The following is a 16727-nucleotide window of genomic DNA, read 5'->3' as shown; positions in this document are numbered from 1 at the left end:
GAAGAGTTGCCCCCGCACAGCGCGGGCCCCGCCCCGAACTGTACGCACGGGCGCGCCGGTGAGAGCCTGTGCCCATGACCGATCCGGCCGAGACGCTGGCCGCCCGCATCGAGCGGTTCGAGCAGGCCGCGGATCCCGAGCTGATCTGGGATCCCGCGGCGCTGATCGAGGCCGAGCAGGCGATGCTGGCCTGCGCCGGCGACCGCTCCGACGCCGCCACCTGGCGGCTGATCGGCGTGCTCCACCTCGCCCGGTACCGCCTCGACCCGCGTACCAACCAGGACGCCGCCGTCGCGGGCGCCTTCTTCGCCGCCGTGGCCGTGCTCGACCCCGCGCGGCTGCCGGAGAAGCTGCGCGGGGCCCACGTGCCGTCCGCCGACGCGGCCGGCACCTGGGCGGGGCTGGTCGAGGAGGTGTTCAGGCACGTGGACCCGGCGGCGTACCGGCACGTCGGGCTGCTCGTGCACGCCCTCGTCGGGCGGGCCGCCGCCCAGCTCACCGCCGACGCCGCCGACCGGCTCGGCGAGCTGCTGCTCCAGCAGGCCATGCGCTCCGCCGACCCGTCCTGGGCGCCCGGCGCGCTGGCCCTGCTCGGCGGCGGGCTCGTCCGGCTGCACGGGCGGACGGGGGAGCGGGAGCTGCTCGACGACGCCGTGCACGTGCTGTTCCGGGCCGCGCTCGCCGCCCCCGGCGAGGCCGCCCACCTGGCGGAGCTGGCCGCCGCGCTCGCCCTGGCCGTGCCCGACGACGAGGACCTGGTACGGGCGTACCTGTCGGCCGCCGAGTCCGAGCCCGGCACCCGCGAACGCTCCCGCGCGCTGCTCAGCCTCGTCGGCCTCGCCCAGGCCCGCGCCGCCCGCTCCTGCCTGGACGACGACCTGCTCGCCTTCATCCGGGTGGGGCAGTGCGCGCTCGACTTCTGGCACGAGCGGTGGGCGCATCCCGGGGTGCTGGGGCCGTACGCGGTGGGGCTGGTCGAGTGGTACGTGGTGACGGGGGACGAACGGTCGCTGGAGGCCGGCCACGAGATGTTCCAGGCCCTCGGGCTCCCCGCTCCCGCTGCGGACTTCCCACCCGGCACCGCGACCTGGGACGGCCCCACCTCCTCGGCCGATCCCGACGCCACGGTCGGCCCCGACACCACAGGCGTGCCCGCCGCACCCGGTACTCCCGCCAAACGGGAGGCCGGCCAGGGCGGGGCGCTGCCGCCCATTGTCAGGGAAGCCGACCAGGACGGGGGCCTGCCGCCCGTCGCCGGGGACGTCCACCGAGGGGAGGCCCCGCAGCCTGTCATCCGGGACGCCGGCCAGGGCGGAGCCTTGCCGCCCGTCCCCTCATCGAACGCTTCTCCCGCGACCCCCCTACCCCTCACCGGCGAGCGGGTCGCCTACCGCGCCACCTTCGAGCTGGCCCGGCGGCTCTCCGCGGACCCGCTCGCCCGCCTCGCCCTGCTCGGTGAGCGGCGCCGGCGCCGCTACGAGGCGACCGGCGCGCAGCAGGACCTCGACGTCGCCGTCGAAACCCTCCGCGAGGCCACCCGGGAGGTCCCGCCCGGCCACCCCGACCGCCCGAGGCTCCTCACCGACCTCGCCGCCACCATCCTCGAACGCACCCTGACCACAGGCGGCGACCCCGCCGCCCCGGTCACCGCCGCCCGTACCGCCCTGGCCGCCCACGCCGTGGACGACCCGGCCCGCCCCGACGCGCTGCTCCTGCTCGCCCGCGCCCTGCGCCTCCGGCTCACCCCGTCCACCGCCGCCGAGGCGATCGCCGCCCTGCGCGAGTCCCTGGCCACCGGCGACCGGCTGACGGCGCGGCTGGAGGCGTACACGCTGCTCTCCGAGCTGCTCCGCTGGCGCGCCACCCACCAGGACACCGCGCCGCACCGTGCCGAGGACCTCGACGGCGCGGTGCTGACCGCCCGCCAGGCCGCCGAGCTGGCCGTGAAGAGCTCCCGCGACCAGACCCCCGCCCACCGCCTGCTCTCCCGAGCCCTGCTCGCCCGCTTCTCCCACGGCGGCGACCCGCGCGACCTCGGCGAGGCACTGGCCCTCGCCAGGGACGGCGACCCCGACCTGCTGGCGCAGCTCGACGTCCTGCTCACCGACCCCGCCCGGCTGCCCGTCGACGAACACCTCGCCAGGGCCGCCGCCGACCTCGCCGTTCAGACGTCCGACGAGTCCCTGACGCTCAAACTCCTCGCGTACGCCGAACGCCACCCCACGGCGAGTGCCCCCGGCCCGCACGGGGACGCCGGCCGTGGCGCGTTCCTCCTGGAGACCGGGCTCCGGCTGGCCGACGCCGGCCGCCGCCGCACCGCCGGCGCCGTGCTCGCCCGCGCCGCCGCCGCCTTCGACGAGGAGGGCGACCGGGCCCGTACCGCGCATGCCCTCTCCCTCCAGGGCGTCAACCACGACCACCTGAACGACCCCGCCCGCGCCGCCGAGGCGTTCGACCGCGCCGCCGCCGTCCACCGCACGCTCGGCGACCTCCCGGCCGAGGCGGAGCAACTGGGCCACCTGGGCGACGTCCTGCTGCGCGCGGGCGACCCCGAGGGGGCCGTCGAGCAGCACCTGCGGGCGATCGCCCTGTGCGCGGGAGCCGGGCTGAGCGCCGGCGAGGCGGCCCACCAGCTGCGCGCCGCCGAGGCGTACCTGGCCGCCGCGGACCCCGCCGCCGCCCTGGCCTGCGCGGCCCGCGCCCGGGAGCTGTACCTGGCGTTGGGGGAGCCGAGGGAGGCGGCCCTGGTGCTGGTCCCGGCCGCCCGCGCCGCCGTCGACCAGGGCGACCTCACCGCCGCCGGGGAACGCATCGCCGCCTGCGCCATCGAGCTGGAGGCGGCCGGCGCTTGGGAGGACGCCTGCCGCGCGCTGGACGCGCACGCCGTCCTGCTGTCCGTACGCGGCCACCACGAGCGGGCCGCCGCGTGCGAGGCCCGCCTGGTCGAGGTCGTACGACGCCGGGGCAGTCGGCGCGAGCCCGCCGACGAGTGGTACCGCATCGCCCAGCGCCGCCGCGCCACCGGCGACCCGGCGGCGGCGCGGGCGGCGTTCGAGCTGGCCGAGCAGGAGTACCAGGCGATCGGGCACCTCGACGGCTCGGCCGCCGTCCGCTACAACCTCGGCGCGCTCGCCTACGGGCAGGGGGAGGCCGGGCGGGCGCTGGAGGAGTTCGGGGCGGCGGCCGAGGCGTTCGCCCGGCTGCGCGCCCCCGGCAAGGAAGCCACCGCCCTGACCATGCGCGCCGCCGCCCTGTCCGCCCTCGACCTGCCCGAGGACGCGGCCACGGAGCTGGACCGCGCCCTCGACCTGGCCGCCGCCGACGGCGACCTGGGCGCCCTCTTCCTCGCCACCCTGCACCGGGCGGTCCTGGACGAACGCCTGGGGGAGTTCCTGGCCGCCGGGGAACGCCTGCGCGCCGCCCTCGGCCTGGCGGCCGCCGACCCGCTGAAGGAAGCCGTCGTACGGGACCGCCTGGCCTCGCTCGCCGCCCGCCTCGGCGACCTGCCCGCCCAGATCGACGCCCTGGAACAGGCGGTCACCGGCTTCCGCACCGCCGCCCAGCCCCGCCTCGCCGCCCTCGCCTCCCTCCGGCTCGGCTTCGCCTTGGAGGAACGCGGCGAACACCGCCGCGCCCGCACGGCCTTGGAATCCGGCCTCACCGCTCTCACCCCCTCTCTCCAACCCTCCTCCCGGTCGTCCTCCTCCGGGTCGTCTCCCGTCGGGTTGCCGGCCACCTGGCCGCCTACCACCGGGGCGTCCTCCGTCGGGTCGTCTCCCATTTGGCCGTCGTCCACTGGGTCGTCCTCCACCGGGGCGCCTTTCACCGGATCGCCTTTCGACCCGTCGCCTCCCGCGCCACCGCCTCTCCCTCCATCGCTGCCCAGACAGGAGCCCACCTCCCAGCCGTCTGCCTCATCGCCCTCGGGACAGGAGGCCCGGTGGGCGGGGGCGGCGCCGTTCGAGATCGTGGCGGCCCTGGCGGCGTCGGGCGGACTGGACGCGGACGTCCTCGCCCGGGTGGCCGCCGTCCAGCTCGCTCTCGGCGACCTCGCGCACGGCCGGGCCACCCTGGCCGAGGCCGTCACCACGCTCCGGGCCGGCCGCGACCGCGTGCAGGCGATCGGCCCGGCCGCCGCCGAACGCCTGGAGACGTGGCTGCGCCTGGAGGAGGCCGAGTCCACGGGCGATCTCCCGCTGGCCCGCGCCATGGCCGAGCAGGCCCTGGCCCAGGCCCGCCCCGAAGCTCCCGCCGAGGACCTCCGGCGGCATGAGGGCAGGCTGGGCCGCCCGCCCGGCTGGGGCGACGACGACTACGGTGCCGCCGCCCCGCTCCTTCCGCAGGATCGTTCCCACCTTCTCGCCAAGCTGTCCCCGTACTGCCTGGCTCTCGGCGACCTCACCGCCGCCTACAGTTACGCCGCCGAGGGCTGCGAGCTGCGCGACGCCCGTAGGATCGAGCACCTGCGCAACCTGGGGGCCGCCGCGCACGCCCTCGGCCGTCCCGACGAGGCCATCGGCCATCTGACCCGCGCCGTACAACTGGCCCGCGACGACGCCGGCCCGGCCCTCCCCGCGCCCCTGGTCCACGCCCTGACCGCGCTGGCCCGCGCCCTCGCCGACCAGGCCCGCTGGACGGACGCCGCCCGCGCGTACGACGAGGGTCTGACGCTCACGACGGCTCCGGTCTGGCGCGCCCTTCGCGCTCCTCTGTTGTCCGGCCGCGCCTCCCTGCACCTCGAGCTCGGCGAGCTGGACGCCGCAGCCGCCCGCTACCGGGACGCCATCACGCTCCGCGAGGAGCTGACCGAGCGGACGGGCCTCGGGGACGACTGCGCCGACCTGGCCCTCGTACACGTCCTGTGCGGCGAGCCGGCCCAGGCCGGTCCTCTGCTGGAACGCGCGCTGGCCGTCCACCGCGAGACGGGCGACGACCGGGGCAAGGTCCTGACCCTGATCGCCCTCGGCACCCTGCCGTCGGCGTCGGCGTCGTCCTCTGGTCCCGCTGCGGCGTCCTCACCGGCTGCCGCCGACCAGCTGGAGGAGGCGGCCGAGCTGGCGCGACGGATCGGGTTCGGCGGCGGGGAGGGGCTCGCGCTGGCCGCTCTCGGCGCGCTGGACCTCGCCGCCGGCGACCCGGGCCGGGCGCACGAGCGGCTGTCCCGGTCCGTCGGACTGCTGGAGGACCGGGGGCACGACCCGGCGTTGGTGTTCGCCCTCGAACGCCGAGCGGACGCGGCCACCCGGCTCGGCGACCTCGCCGCCGCCCTCACGGACGCCGAACACGCCTCCGACCTCGCCACCCTGACGCCCGTCAGCACTCACCTCGCCCCTTCCGCCGGCCCAGTCCCTGGCACGCCCGACCTGCTCCCCTTCAGTGGCTCGGTGCCTGCCACGCCCCACCCCGCCCCCGCCGCGACCCACTCCACCCCCTTCGGCGGCTCACCGCGTTCTGGTCGGGACGGGCAGAGGGGCGTGCTCGACCGTGCCGTCTCCCTCGCCGTACGCCTGGGTCGTGGCGGGGCGGCGTGGGCGCGGGCCGAGCAGGTCAAGGCCCGGTCGCTGGCCGTGCAACTGGGCGACGGGCGGTGGCCGGCGCCGCCCGGCGTCCCCCCGGAGTCGCTGGAGCGCGAGGAGCGTGACCTCGGCCGGGCCCGCGCCCTGATGGCGGCGGCCGGGCGTGTCCGGGACCCCGTCCGGGCCGCCGCGCTCGTGCGTCGCGCCCACGCCGTACGTGAGGAGCTGGAGACGACGTCGTGGCGGCACCTGGAGCCCCTCGCTCCCGGGCACGTGGCCGCGCGGCTGGCCGCCCCGCTGACGGGGGCCGAGCTGGACGCGCTGGTCGCGCGGGGCGAGCCGGCCGGGCTTCTCGGGTTCCACGTGGGCGCGGGCGGCGTCACCGTGCTCGCGCACCGCACCGGCTGGGCCGAGCCGCGCGCGTTCGGGTCCGCCGTCGAGGCGTCGCTGCTGGCCGAGTTCGTGGCCGGGATCGACGGCGGGCGTCCCGGGCTGCTCGACCTCGCCGCCCGCAGGCGCCGGCTCGACCTGTGGCGCCGCCTGGCGGATCTGCTGCTGGGGGACGCGCTCCGGGAGCTCGGCGACGACCTGTCGATGCTGCACCTGCTGCCGCACCGCGAGCTGCACCGCGTGCCGCTGCACGCCCTCGCCCCCGGCGGCGGCCCGCCGCTGATCGAGCGCTGCCCGGTGACGTACGCCCCTTCCGCCGCCGTCCTGGCCCGGCTGGCCCGCGACGTCCCGGTCCGCGCGGGCGGTCCGTCGTTGGTGATGGCTCACGGCACGGACGCGGACGCCGGGACCGCCGCCCTGCTCGGCGCCGAGCCGCGCACCGGCCGCGCCGCCACCTCCGCTCACCTTGCCGGAAGCTGGGACGTCGTGGACCTGGCCGCCGCCGTGGTGAGCGATCCGCGCGACCCGCTGGGCGCTGGTGTGCGGCTGGCCGACGGGGTGCTGACCGCCAGGCGGCTCATGAGCCTGCGTGTACGGGCCCGCCTCGTCGTCCTCACCGGCTGCGCGGGCGGCCCCGGCGCGGGCGACGGGCTTGCGGTGCTCGGGCAGGCGTTCCTGCACGCGGGCGCCCGCGCCGTGCTCCTCACTCTGTGGCCGCCCGCCGCCGAGATCACGCGAGCGCTCCTACGCGACCTGCACGCCCGTACGCGAGCGGGCGCCGACCCGGCCCAGGCGCTGCGTGATGGGGTGCTGGCGCTACGCGAACTGTACGGGGCCGCCGAGCCCGAGCTGTGGGCGCCGTACGTGCTGCTCGGTCTGCCCCACTGACGCGCACGCACCTGCTCCTGGCTGCCATGACGCGCGCAGTCGGCCTGTTGCCGGCCCGCATGCGACAGCGGGCTGCGTGACCTTCCCGCAGACGCCTCGGCACGACTCAGCCGGTGTCGACGCGCATGCGTGGCTCAGCCTGGGCTGACCCGTGGGCGCGTTGCCCGGCTCACCTACAGGTGGGAAAGCGTCGAGGTCGCAGTGTGGAGTGGGAGGGCGGTGTCGGGGGTGCGTTCGCGGACGTCCTGGTCGCGGATGGCGAAGACGGCCGGTGCGACGCCCACGTCACCGTAGCGGGCGGTCACGGCGGCGCCGACCGCGCGCCGGACGTCGCCGACCACCTCGCGCACGGTGTGGCCGGGCCCGGTGGCGGTGAGGTGGCCCAGCATGCCGGCGAAGCGGAGCTCGCCCTCGGCGGCGGGCCGCTGCTCGGGCAGCACGGGGCGGTCGAGCCAGAACACCCGGCCGGCGAGGGATCCCGGGTAGCCGTCGCCCAGCTCACGCACCGTCTCGGCGAGCAGCTCGCCGAACCCGGCCAGGTCGGCGTCAGGCGGCAGGTCCGTGGTGACGAACAACGGCACGATCAGCGAGTCGAGCATCAGGCCATCCCTCCGTGAGGAGGCTCATCGTAGGATGCCGCACCGACAATTCCGCGGGGACTTGACCGGTGCCGGGAAAGGGCCAGGGAATGGACGGGCCTTCCTTGACAGAACGCGAAACAACAGGCCGCTCTCGAAAAGCCGCTAGCGTTCGGTCCATTCGTCTTCCAGCACCGAGTGCACGACGGAATCCCGCCACCCGGCGGGCGTACGCATATGGTGCCGGATGCGGCCCTCCTCGACCATGCCGGCGGTCAGCATGGCGAGCTGCGCGGGCAGGTTCGAGGGGGAGCGGGCGCCCCAGATGCGGTGCAGCCCGAGCTGCTTGAACCCGAACGACAGCAGCAGCCGCACCAGGTCGGTGCCGATGCCGCGCCCCCACTGGTGCGGGTGGAGGCCGAAGCCGATCTCGGCGCTGTGCGGGTGCTCGGGCTCGATGCGCAGCCGGGCCACGCCGATCACGTCGCGGTGCTCGGCGTCCACCACGGCGAGCACGTACAGCAGGCGTGGCTCGGCGCGGGCGGCCTCCATCGCCTGCCCGACGAGATCGGCGACCTCCCGCGGCGAACGGGGCGCGAACGGCATGTGCTGGGTGGCGGCGGGGTCGCCGTAGACGGCGTGCAAGGCGGGGACGTCGGCCTCCGTGACATCACGAAGGCCGAGTCGCAAACCGTTGCATACCACGCGCCGCATGCGCAGACGGTAACGCGATTCCCGCGATCTTCACAAGCCCTTGTCAAGTGGCGAGTTGACTACCGTAAGCTCGGGCGACAAGTTCGGCGACCGCGCCGTGCGCGCCGAGCGGCTGGGCGTGCCCGGCGTCGATCTGCTCGGCGGCGCGTTCGACGATCCCGGCGGGCGCCTCGTGGCCGATCATGCAGGGGGCGATCGCCAGCCGCTCGGCGCCGGCCGCGCGCAGCCGCTGGGCGGCCACGCTCACGCCGGGCTCGGTGTCGAGCGAGGCGGCGACGACCGGGAGGGTGAGCCGGGAGGCCAGCAGCACCGCGGTGGCCTGCACGGCCCGCACCGCGCGCTCGCCGCCGACGGTGCCGAGGATGACGGCGTCGACGGGGCTGGAGATGTTGAGCAGGCGCACCCGGTCGGCGCGGGCGAGCCCGCGCTCGGCCAGCCGGATGTGCAGGGCCTCGGCCAGCAGCGGGTGGGGGCCGAGCGCGTCGGTCACCACGGCGCCGCTGCCGGTGGCGGCGACGGCCTTGCCGATCTCGGCCATGACGACGGGGTCTTCCCAGGTGAGCAGCGGCACCACGACGGCCTCGCGTCCGCCGGGTAGCGCGTCCGCCAGGTCGGCGACGCTCGTCAGCCGTACCTCGATCTGCGGGTTGTCGACGCGCACGACGGCGGCGATCTCCTCCGCCACGCCGGAGGTGTCGCCGGGGGTGGCGAGCACGAGCATGGGCGCGTCCGGCGGCAGGGACGTGGGCACGGGACGGCGGTGGCGACCGCCGCCCGGGCGAGGGGAACGTTCACGTACAGGCAGGCTCACAGGCGCGCAGTTTATGCCTATTCCATGCGCCGTGTTCCGTGAATAGATGGCGATTCCGTCACGACGCCGGGGCAGTGATCGAGATCACATCGTGATCGCGCCGCTCGTTGACTTGGGCGGGCGAAACGGAAGGCTGGAAACCACCGCCGGAGGCCGGGAATGAAGCCGTTCCGTGTCCGTCACAAGCCGTTCTACGTCCGCGAGCTGAGTGTCTATCCGGTGGGCCGCCGCCGGGTCTTCCTGCTGTCCGTCGCGGTGCTGGCGAGCCTGGTCGCCAACTTCGAGACGACGATCGCCACCATCCTGCCGCTGCTCATGCAGGACCTGGACATGTCGCTGACCGTCTACGGCCAGATCGCCGCGCTGTCGGTGCTGGTGGGCGGACTGTCGGCGGGGTTCGGCGGCATCCTGTCCGACCGGTGGGGCCGGGTCACGATCCTGGTGCCCACGCTGACGATCACGGCCGCGTGCAACTTCCTGCTCGCCACCGTTGACAGCGTCGCCGGGCTGTTCTGGGTGCGCTGCCTCATGCTGTTCATCGAGGGCGCGGGCATCACGATCACCGCCTCCCTGGTACGCGACTTCTCGCCCCGCATGGGACGGGCCCAGGCGTTCGCGTTCTGGACGTGGGGACCGGTCGGGGCGTCCTTCCTGGCCTCCGCCATCGCGGGGTTCACGCTCCCGCTGTTCGGCAACTCCTGGCGCTCGCAGGCCATCATCATGGGCGTCGTGTCGCTGAGCCTGTGCGCGGTCATCATCTGGAAGATCGCCGAGCCGTCGGCGGCGCTGCGGGCCGAGGTGATGCACCACGAGGCCCAGGTCAGAACCCAGGCCGAGGAGGGGGACCCCGCCTACCGCGCCCGCCTCGCCGAGTTGTTCCGCCATCCGCACCTGTGGGCGCACGTCCTCGGCAGCACCGGCTGGCAGGTCCTCTACTGGACGTTCGCGATCTTCGGGCAGACGATACTCAGCGGCGGCTTCGGCATGGACCCGGCCGCCGCCAACCGTGTCGTCGCGTTCGGCATCGTGCTCAACGCCGTCGCGGTGGTCGTCGTCGGCCGGCTGTCCGACCGGCTGCAGCTGCGTAAGCCGTTCATCGCCGCCGGGACCGTGCTGACCGTGGCGGCGCTCGGCTACTTCATCGCGCTGATCGGGCCCGGCGTCCCCGCCGGCCAGGTCACCGCCGTCTACGCGCTGCTCTACCTGTTCATGGGCATCGCGTACGTGCCGTGGATGGCCAACTTCTCCGAGAACGCCGAGGACGTCGAGTCCCGGCTGCAGGGCTCCGCGCTCGGCATCTGGGGCATGGTCGTCCGCGTCATGATCGTGGCGTTGCTGGTGGTCTCGCCGATGGTGGTCGAGGCGTCCGGCTGGCAGACCTGGCTCGGGGCGGCGCTCGCCGGGCAGGTGCTGTTCCTGGCGTCGATGGCGGCGTTCAAGGGACGGTGGCGGGCCCGCCGGCCGGTGGACGTGCCCGCCGTCCCGCCCCCGTAAGGGCTCCGCCCTGGCCGCCCGCGCGGGCGGCGTTGGCAGCCGCCGCCCGCGCTCTCGCGGCAGAAGGCAGAAGACAGAAGGAAGAAGGAAGGTCAGGCGAGCGGTCCCACCGGCCGGGAGCCGGGCTCCGGCGCGGCGGCGAGGTCCAGGTCGCGGGTCTCCGGCGCGATGGCCAGGCCCACGGCGGTGACCGCCAGGGCGGCGACCACGTACAGCGACACCGCCACCGTGCTCCCGTACGCCTCGAAGAGCTGCAGCGCGATGATCGGCGCCAGCGCGCCGCCGACGATCCCGGCCACCTGGTAGCCCATGGACGCACCGCTGTAGCGCAGCCGGGTGCTGAACAGCTCGGCGATGAAGGCCGCCTGCGGCCCGTACATGGCGGCGTGCGTCACCAGCGCCACCACCGCGGCCAGCGCGATCAGCGGGAACGATTTCGTGTCCAGCAGCGGGAAGAACGCGAAGGCCCACACCGCCGCCGCGACGACGCCCGCGAGGTACACCGGCCGCCGCCCCAGCCGGTCCGACAGCGCGCCGAACAGCGGGATCAGCGCGAGCTGCAGCGCCGAGCCGATGAGCACGGCGTTCAGCGCGTACGAGCGCGGCAGGCCGAGCTGCCCGGTCAGGTAGACGATGATGTACGCGGTGAAGGTGTAGAACGCCACGTCCACCCCGATGCGGGCGGTGAAGGCCGACAGCAGCGCGCGCGGGTGCGTGCGCAGCACCTCGACCAGCGGCATCCGCGCCTTGGCCCCGCTCTGCTCGACCTCGGCGAACAGCGGCGACTCGGTGACCTTCAGCCGCACCCACAGGCCGACGAACACCAGCGCCCCTGACAGCAGGAACGGCACCCGCCACCCCCACGACAGGAACGCCGCGTCCGACTGGACGAAGGACAGCAGCGTCAGCAGGCCGGTGGCGAGGACGTACCCGGCGGGGACGCCGACCTGCGGCCAGCTCGCGTTGAAGCCGCGCCGCCGCCCGTCGCCGTGCTCCAGCGACATGATCACCGCGCCGCCCCACTCGCCGCCGAGCCCGAGGCCCTGGACGAAGCGCAGCAGCGCCAGCAGGATCGGCGCCGCGATCCCCACGCTCGCGTACCCGGGGAGCACGCCGATGAGGAACGTCGAGACGCCCATCACCAGCAACGTCACGACCAGCACGGTCTTGCGGCCCACCCGGTCGCCGAAGTGACCGAAGACGACCCCGCCGAGCGGCCGGGCCACGAAGGCCACCGCGTTGGTGGTCAGCGAGGCCAGCGTCGCGTTGAACGGATCGAGGGACGGGAAGAACAGCTGCGGGAAGACCAGCGTCGCGGCCGTGGTGTAGAGGAAGAAGTCGTACCACTCCAGCGAGGTGCCGATGAGGCTGGCGAGGATCACCCGCCGGGTCTGTTGCGTGGAGCCTGCCATCCGTTGCTCCTTCATCAGGGGGATGATTTCAACGTAAGGATCGTTCAACAATTCGACAAGAGTTTTGTCCCATGATTTCCTGTGAAGGTGGACGACCTCGTCGCCGATCTCTCCCAGGACCGGCCGCGCCTCGGGCGCAGCAGCACGGCCGAGCGGGTGGCCGACATCCTGCGCGAGCGCATCAGCGAGGGCTTCTTCCAGCCGGGCCAGCGGCTCTCCGAGGAGGCCATCTCCGAGGCCCTGCGGGTCTCGCGCAACACGCTGCGCGAGGCGTTCCGGCTGCTCGGGCACGAGCGGCTGCTCGACCACCAGCTCAACCGCGGCGTGTTCGTCCGCCTCCCGTCCGTCGAGGACGTGCTCGACCTCTACCGGGTGCGGCGCGTGCTGGAGGGCTCGGCCGTGCGCCGGCCGCCGTCGCCGCAGACCCTCGGGCTGGTCAAGGAGGCCGTGCGCGACGCCGAGCGGGCCGCCGCCGAGGACGACTGGCAGCGGGTCGGCACCGCCAACATCCGCTTCCACCAGGCCCTCGTCTCGCTCAACGACAGCCCCAGGATCGACGAGCTCATGCGCCAGCTCCTGGCCGAGCTGCGGCTGGTCTTCCACGTGATGGACAACCCGCGGGCCTTCCACGAGCCGTTCGTCGAGCGCAACCGGGTGCTGCTCGGGCTCGTCGAGTCCGGGCGGCGCGAGGAGGCCGCCGCCTATCTCGACGACTACCTCGACCACGCGGAGAAGCTGCTCGTCCACGCCTACGAGCCCAACCGGTAACGTGGGCGCGATGAACCGCCTCTTCACCGTCGACGAGGCCCGCGCCCTGCTGCCGGAGATCATCGACGACGCCGGGCTGATCGTCGCCGCCCGCGCCGACCTCGCCGAGATCGCCCACGACCGGCAGACGCTCGGCCACTCCGCGCTCGGCGGCATCCCCGAGATCAAGGCGCTGGAGGCCCGCATCGAGGACGTCCTCGGCGGATGGGCCGAGCGGGGCATCGAGGTGAAGGGCGTCGCGCCCGTCCTGGTGGACTTCCCCGCGGTGCTCGACGGCGTGTCCGTACGCCTCTGCTGGATCGAGGGCGAGCCCGAGCTGGCCTGGTACCACCGCACCGACCTGGGGTTCGCCGGCCGCCGCCCGCTCTGATCTCCTGCCCGTCTTGACGGCGGCGCCGTGCGCGTGCCTATAGTCAACCTGACGGTTGATTAACCGAAAGGTTGAATACCATGCTCCTTCAGGACAAGACCGCGATCGTGTACGGCAGCGGCGGACCGATCGGCGGCGCCGCCGCCCGCGCCTTCGCCCGCGAGGGCGCGAGGGTCGTGCTGGCCGGCCGCACCCGGGCCGCGCTCGACCCGGTGGCCGCCGCCATCGGCGCAGCCGGCGGCACGGCGGAGGTCGCCGAGGTGGACGCGCTCGACGAGGCCGCCGTGGACGCGCTCGTGGACGGGGTCGCCGCCCGGCACGGCCGCGTCGACGTCTCGTTCAACGCCATCGGCGTCGGGGATGTGCAGAAGCCGCTGCTGGAGATCACCGCCGAGGAGTTCGCCCGCCCGATCGTCACCGCCGTACGGACGCAGTTCCTCACCATCAGGGCGGCCGTCCGGCACATGATCCCGCAGAGGTCCGGGGTGATCCTCATGTTCGGCGGGGGCGGGCCGCAGACGCTGCCGGGGCTCGGCGGGTTCAAGGTCGCGCTCGACGCCATGGAGGGCGTACGGAGGCAGTGGGCGTGCGAGGCCGGCCCGCACGGCGTCCGCGTGGTCACGATGGTGACCGGCGGCGTGCCCGAGAGCATCCCGGACGGCTTCGACCCCAAGGGGGAGATCACCGCGTCCCTCGTCGAGGCCACCCTGCTCGGGCGGGCGGCGACGCTCGCCGACGTGGGGGACGTGGCCGCGTTCGTCGCCTCCGACCGCGCCAGGACCATGACCTCGGCCACCGTGAACATCTCCTGCGGCGCGATCGTGGACCACTGACGCCGGGGATCACCGACACCGGGGACCATCGACACCGTGGATCATTGACTCGTGCCCGACGACCCGCTCAGCCTGACCTTCGCCGCCCTGGCCGACCCGACCCGGCGCGCCATCCTCGCCCGCCTGGCCGAGGGGGAGGCGACGGTCAACGAGCTCGCCGAGCCGTTCGACATGAGCCTCCAGGCCGTCTCCAAGCACCTCAAGGTGCTGGAGCGGGCCGGGCTGATCAGCCGGGGCCGCGACGCCCAGTGGCGTCCGTGCCGGCTGGAGACCGCGCCGCTGGACGGCGCATCGGAATGGATCCGCCGCTACCGCGACCGGTGGGACGACCGCTTCGACCGCCTCGACCGCGAGATCCGGCGCATGCGACCAGGGAGTGACACCGATGGGTGAGACCGCGTTCGTCATCGAGCCCGGACGGCACGACATCGTCATGATCCGCCACTTCGCCGCGCCCAGGGAGGTCGTCTTCCGCGCCGTCACCGATCCGGAGCTGGTGCCCCGGTGGTGGGGGCCGCACTCCCTGGCCACGCGGGTGGACCGCATGGAGGTCCGGCCCGGCGGCCACTGGCGCTACGTCAACATCGACGCCGAGGGCCGCGAGTACGCCTTCCGCGGCGTCTACCACGACGTGGTGACGCCCGAGCGGTACGTACGGACCTGGCAGTACGAGGGCACGCCTGAGGACGTCGCCCTGGAGACGGTCACGCTGACGGAGGCGGACGGCGGCACCCGCTACGTCGCCCAGTCCGTGCACCAGTCCGTCGAGGCCCGCGACGCCGTCGTGCGCGCCGACGCCGCGCGGGGCGGGCGCGAGTCCATGGACCGCCTCGCCGAGCTCCTGTCCGCCCTCCTGTGAACGGCCTGGTGCCGTGGCCGATCCGTGACGAACCCGCCGCCCTCCCGCACTGTCTAAGCGGGTGAGCGAAAGGACCACCCTATGAGGCACCCTTCGGCCACCGCCGCCCTCCTGACCGCGGCGGTCCTCGGCGGAGCGGGTCTCGCGCCCGCCGCCGCCCACGCCGGTGCCGGGCCGGCGCCCGTGCGCGCCGCCTGGCTCCCGTCCTGCGTCGATCGAAAACACGACAACGACGGAGATCCCTGCGGCCCCTGGCGGCTGCTCCTGCGCGACGGCAGGCGGCTGACCGTCCGCGACGCCGCCATCGGCAAGATCGACGCCGCGGGCGTCGAGAGCCGCGTCCAGAGCACGTTCGTCGTCAGCGCCGACGGCCGCGTGATCGCCTACGAACGCGCCCGCGACCACCGCCTCGTCGTCCGCCGCGTCGGCGGCCCGGCCACGGTGCTGCCCGCAGGGCTGCGGCCCAAGGGCGTCGGCACCGACGACCTGCAAATCGAGCTGTCGCCCACCGGCGACAAGCTGCTCATCGACTACGAGGACCAGCCTTCACGCCTGCCCACCAAGGTGGTCACCGTCGCGACCGGCGCGGTCGCCGAGCTGCCCGCCCGCGACGACGCGCTCGGCTTCAGCGGCGACGGCGGCGCGGTGCTGGCCTTCCGCTACCGCGCCGACCACACCACGGCGCTGCGGGCGTATTCGCTCGGCGGCGGGTCCCCGGTCGCCGGCACCCCGCCCCAGGCCGTCGCCAACGCCATGCTCCACGCCCTCGCCCCGGACGGCAGGACGGTCGCCTACCTCGTGACCGGCGACGAGACCGCGAAGCGGCCCGACCGGGTACGCCTGTACGACCTCGACACCGGCGACGTCTCCCCGGCCCTGGACCTGCCGCTGGCGCGCGGCGAGTCGCCGTACGCGCTCCACTACGTCCCCGACGGGACGCTGCGCGTGCTCACCCAGCGCGGCGACGACGGGAAACCGGCGGTGATACGGGTGCTGACCGCCGACCCGCGCGCCGGCGAGGCCCGGCAGATCGACCGCTACACCATCAGCAAGAACGCGTACGCCTACTTCGCGGCGGGGGAGTGACCGGCATGAGAACGACGATCCTCGCGGCCCTCACGGCGGCGGTCCTCGCCTGGCCCGCCGCCCTCCCTGCCCACGCGGCTCCCCACCACGGGGCCGACAGCATCAGGTACGCCTCCATCAAGAGCTGCGCCACCCGCGACGGGGAGGCCCGGCCGTGCGGCGACTGGCGGCTCGTCCTGCACAGCGGCAAGGTCACCACCCTGCCGGACGCCCAGGGGGTCGCCCGCGACGCCAAGGGCAGGGAGCTGACCTACTTCCCCGCCCCGATCGCGGTGAGCGGCGACGGCCGGAAGGTCGCGTACTTCACCAAGGCGAACCGGCTCGCCATACGCACCCTGGGCGGCGGCGTCCGGCTGCTGCCCGCCACGGCGCTGCCCCGCGTGCGCCAGGACGCGCTGCTGCTGCGGCTCTCGGACGACGGCGCCCGGCTGGCCGTCTCCATCGACGGCGACAAGCCGCGGAGCACCCGTGTCTTCGACACCGCCACCGGCGCCCGCGTCGGAACCGTCCCCGCCGGCCGGAACGTGCTCGGCTTCAGCTACGACGGCGACGAGCTGCTCGCGACCGCCGACGGCGAGGACAACGCCACCGACCTGGTCGTCCACGACGAGACCGGCGAGGAGCTGCTGCGCGCCACGCCGCCCCAGCTCGTCGCCGCGAACGGGCCGCAGGCGCTGGCCGCCGACGGGCGGACCGTCGCCGCCGTGGTGCAGGGCGGCAAGCCGGAGCTGGTGACGTACGACATGGAGACCGACCAGGTCGTCGAGCGCAGGCGGATCGGCCTGCCCCGGGCGCCCGTCCAGATGGTGGACTGGACGGGCGCCGCCCAGGTGACGGCACACCTGGCCGCCTCAGGCTCCAAGGGCACCACGATGACCATCGTCAGGATCGACACCGAGACGGGCGCGGTCACCGTCAGGGATCGCTACACCGTGCTGAAGGACAGCTTCGTCTTCGCCGCGTGCGGCGGTTGACCGGCTGAGCCGGACGGGCGGGTGGGTCTACGCT

At 74.7% G+C, this 16727-nt stretch carries 13 protein-coding genes; 9 read left to right on the top strand and 4 right to left on the bottom strand.

The features are described 5' to 3' along the window. Positions 1-74: 74 nt before the first annotated feature. Positions 75-6794 (top strand): CHAT domain-containing protein, encoded by a 6720-nt coding sequence (locus tag ABD292_RS43500; RefSeq protein ID WP_344218275.1) that lies wholly within the window; start codon positions 75-77, stop codon positions 6792-6794. Between the two features lie 173 nt (positions 6795-6967). Here ABD292_RS43500 and ABD292_RS43495 read toward each other — a convergent pair whose 3' ends face one another. From ABD292_RS43495 to ABD292_RS43485, 3 genes are all read right to left on the bottom strand, one after another. Next, the gene (locus ABD292_RS43495; RefSeq protein WP_344218273.1) at positions 6968-7393 is read right to left on the bottom strand and encodes a hypothetical protein; all 426 of its coding nucleotides are present in this window, start codon (positions 7391-7393) and stop codon (positions 6968-6970) included. A gap of 144 nt (positions 7394-7537) precedes the next feature. Beyond that, positions 7538-8086 carry a GNAT family N-acetyltransferase gene (locus ABD292_RS43490; RefSeq protein WP_344218271.1) on the bottom strand — a complete coding sequence of 183 codons (549 nt, stop codon included), beginning with the start codon at positions 8084-8086 and terminating at the stop codon, positions 7538-7540. A gap of 43 nt (positions 8087-8129) precedes the next feature. Continuing rightward, entirely contained in the window at positions 8130-8837 is a 708-nt protein-coding gene (locus ABD292_RS43485; RefSeq protein WP_344218269.1) for a sirohydrochlorin chelatase, read from the bottom strand. A 219-nt stretch (positions 8838-9056) separates the two neighbouring features. On the opposite strand from ABD292_RS43485, the gene ABD292_RS43480 reads away from it, so the two are divergent. Beyond that, complete coding sequence (locus ABD292_RS43480; protein WP_344218267.1) at positions 9057-10391, top strand: MFS transporter; 1335 nt, start codon at positions 9057-9059, stop codon at positions 10389-10391. A gap of 92 nt (positions 10392-10483) precedes the next feature. Here the strand turns inward: ABD292_RS43480 and ABD292_RS43475 are convergent, their stop codons facing one another. Further along, positions 10484-11803, bottom strand: coding sequence for an MFS transporter (locus ABD292_RS43475; protein WP_344218265.1), 1320 nt, complete (start codon positions 11801-11803; stop codon positions 10484-10486). A gap of 81 nt (positions 11804-11884) precedes the next feature. Between ABD292_RS43475 and ABD292_RS43470 the strand changes: the two genes are divergently transcribed. The 7 genes from ABD292_RS43470 to ABD292_RS43440 all read left to right on the top strand — a co-directional run bounded on the left by ABD292_RS43470 (position 11885) and on the right by ABD292_RS43440 (position 16693). After that, positions 11885-12571, top strand: coding sequence for a GntR family transcriptional regulator (locus ABD292_RS43470; RefSeq protein WP_344218263.1), 687 nt, complete (start codon positions 11885-11887; stop codon positions 12569-12571). A 10-nt stretch (positions 12572-12581) separates the two neighbouring features. After that, on the top strand, positions 12582-12941 hold the full coding sequence (locus ABD292_RS43465; protein WP_344218261.1) for a DUF2203 domain-containing protein: 360 nt from the start codon (positions 12582-12584) through the stop codon (positions 12939-12941). An 80-nt stretch (positions 12942-13021) separates the two neighbouring features. Further along, positions 13022-13774: an SDR family NAD(P)-dependent oxidoreductase gene (locus tag ABD292_RS43460; protein WP_344218259.1), complete on the top strand. Its 753-nt coding sequence runs from the start codon at positions 13022-13024 to the stop codon at positions 13772-13774. A gap of 51 nt (positions 13775-13825) precedes the next feature. Next, the gene (locus ABD292_RS43455; RefSeq protein ID WP_329574625.1) at positions 13826-14167 is read left to right on the top strand and encodes an ArsR/SmtB family transcription factor; all 342 of its coding nucleotides are present in this window, start codon (positions 13826-13828) and stop codon (positions 14165-14167) included. Further along, a complete protein-coding gene (locus ABD292_RS43450) occupies positions 14160-14633 on the top strand; it encodes an SRPBCC family protein (RefSeq protein WP_344218255.1) in 474 nt (157 codons plus the stop codon). Before ABD292_RS43455 ends, ABD292_RS43450 begins: the two co-directional genes overlap by 8 nt. 81 nt (positions 14634-14714) lie before the next feature. Further along, positions 14715-15719, top strand: a complete 1005-nt coding sequence (locus ABD292_RS43445; RefSeq protein ID WP_344218253.1) for a hypothetical protein — start codon at positions 14715-14717, stop codon at positions 15717-15719. Between the two features lie 5 nt (positions 15720-15724). Further along, positions 15725-16693: a hypothetical protein gene (locus ABD292_RS43440; RefSeq protein WP_344218251.1), complete on the top strand. Its 969-nt coding sequence runs from the start codon at positions 15725-15727 to the stop codon at positions 16691-16693. Positions 16694-16727: the final 34 nt, after the last annotated feature.

This window comes from Nonomuraea bangladeshensis (assembly GCF_039529455.1).
Classification (GTDB): Bacteria; Actinomycetota; Actinomycetes; order Streptosporangiales; family Streptosporangiaceae; genus Nonomuraea; species Nonomuraea bangladeshensis.
The sequence above is the reverse complement of the archived record's forward strand: the minus strand, read 5'-3'. Positions and strand labels throughout refer to the sequence as shown.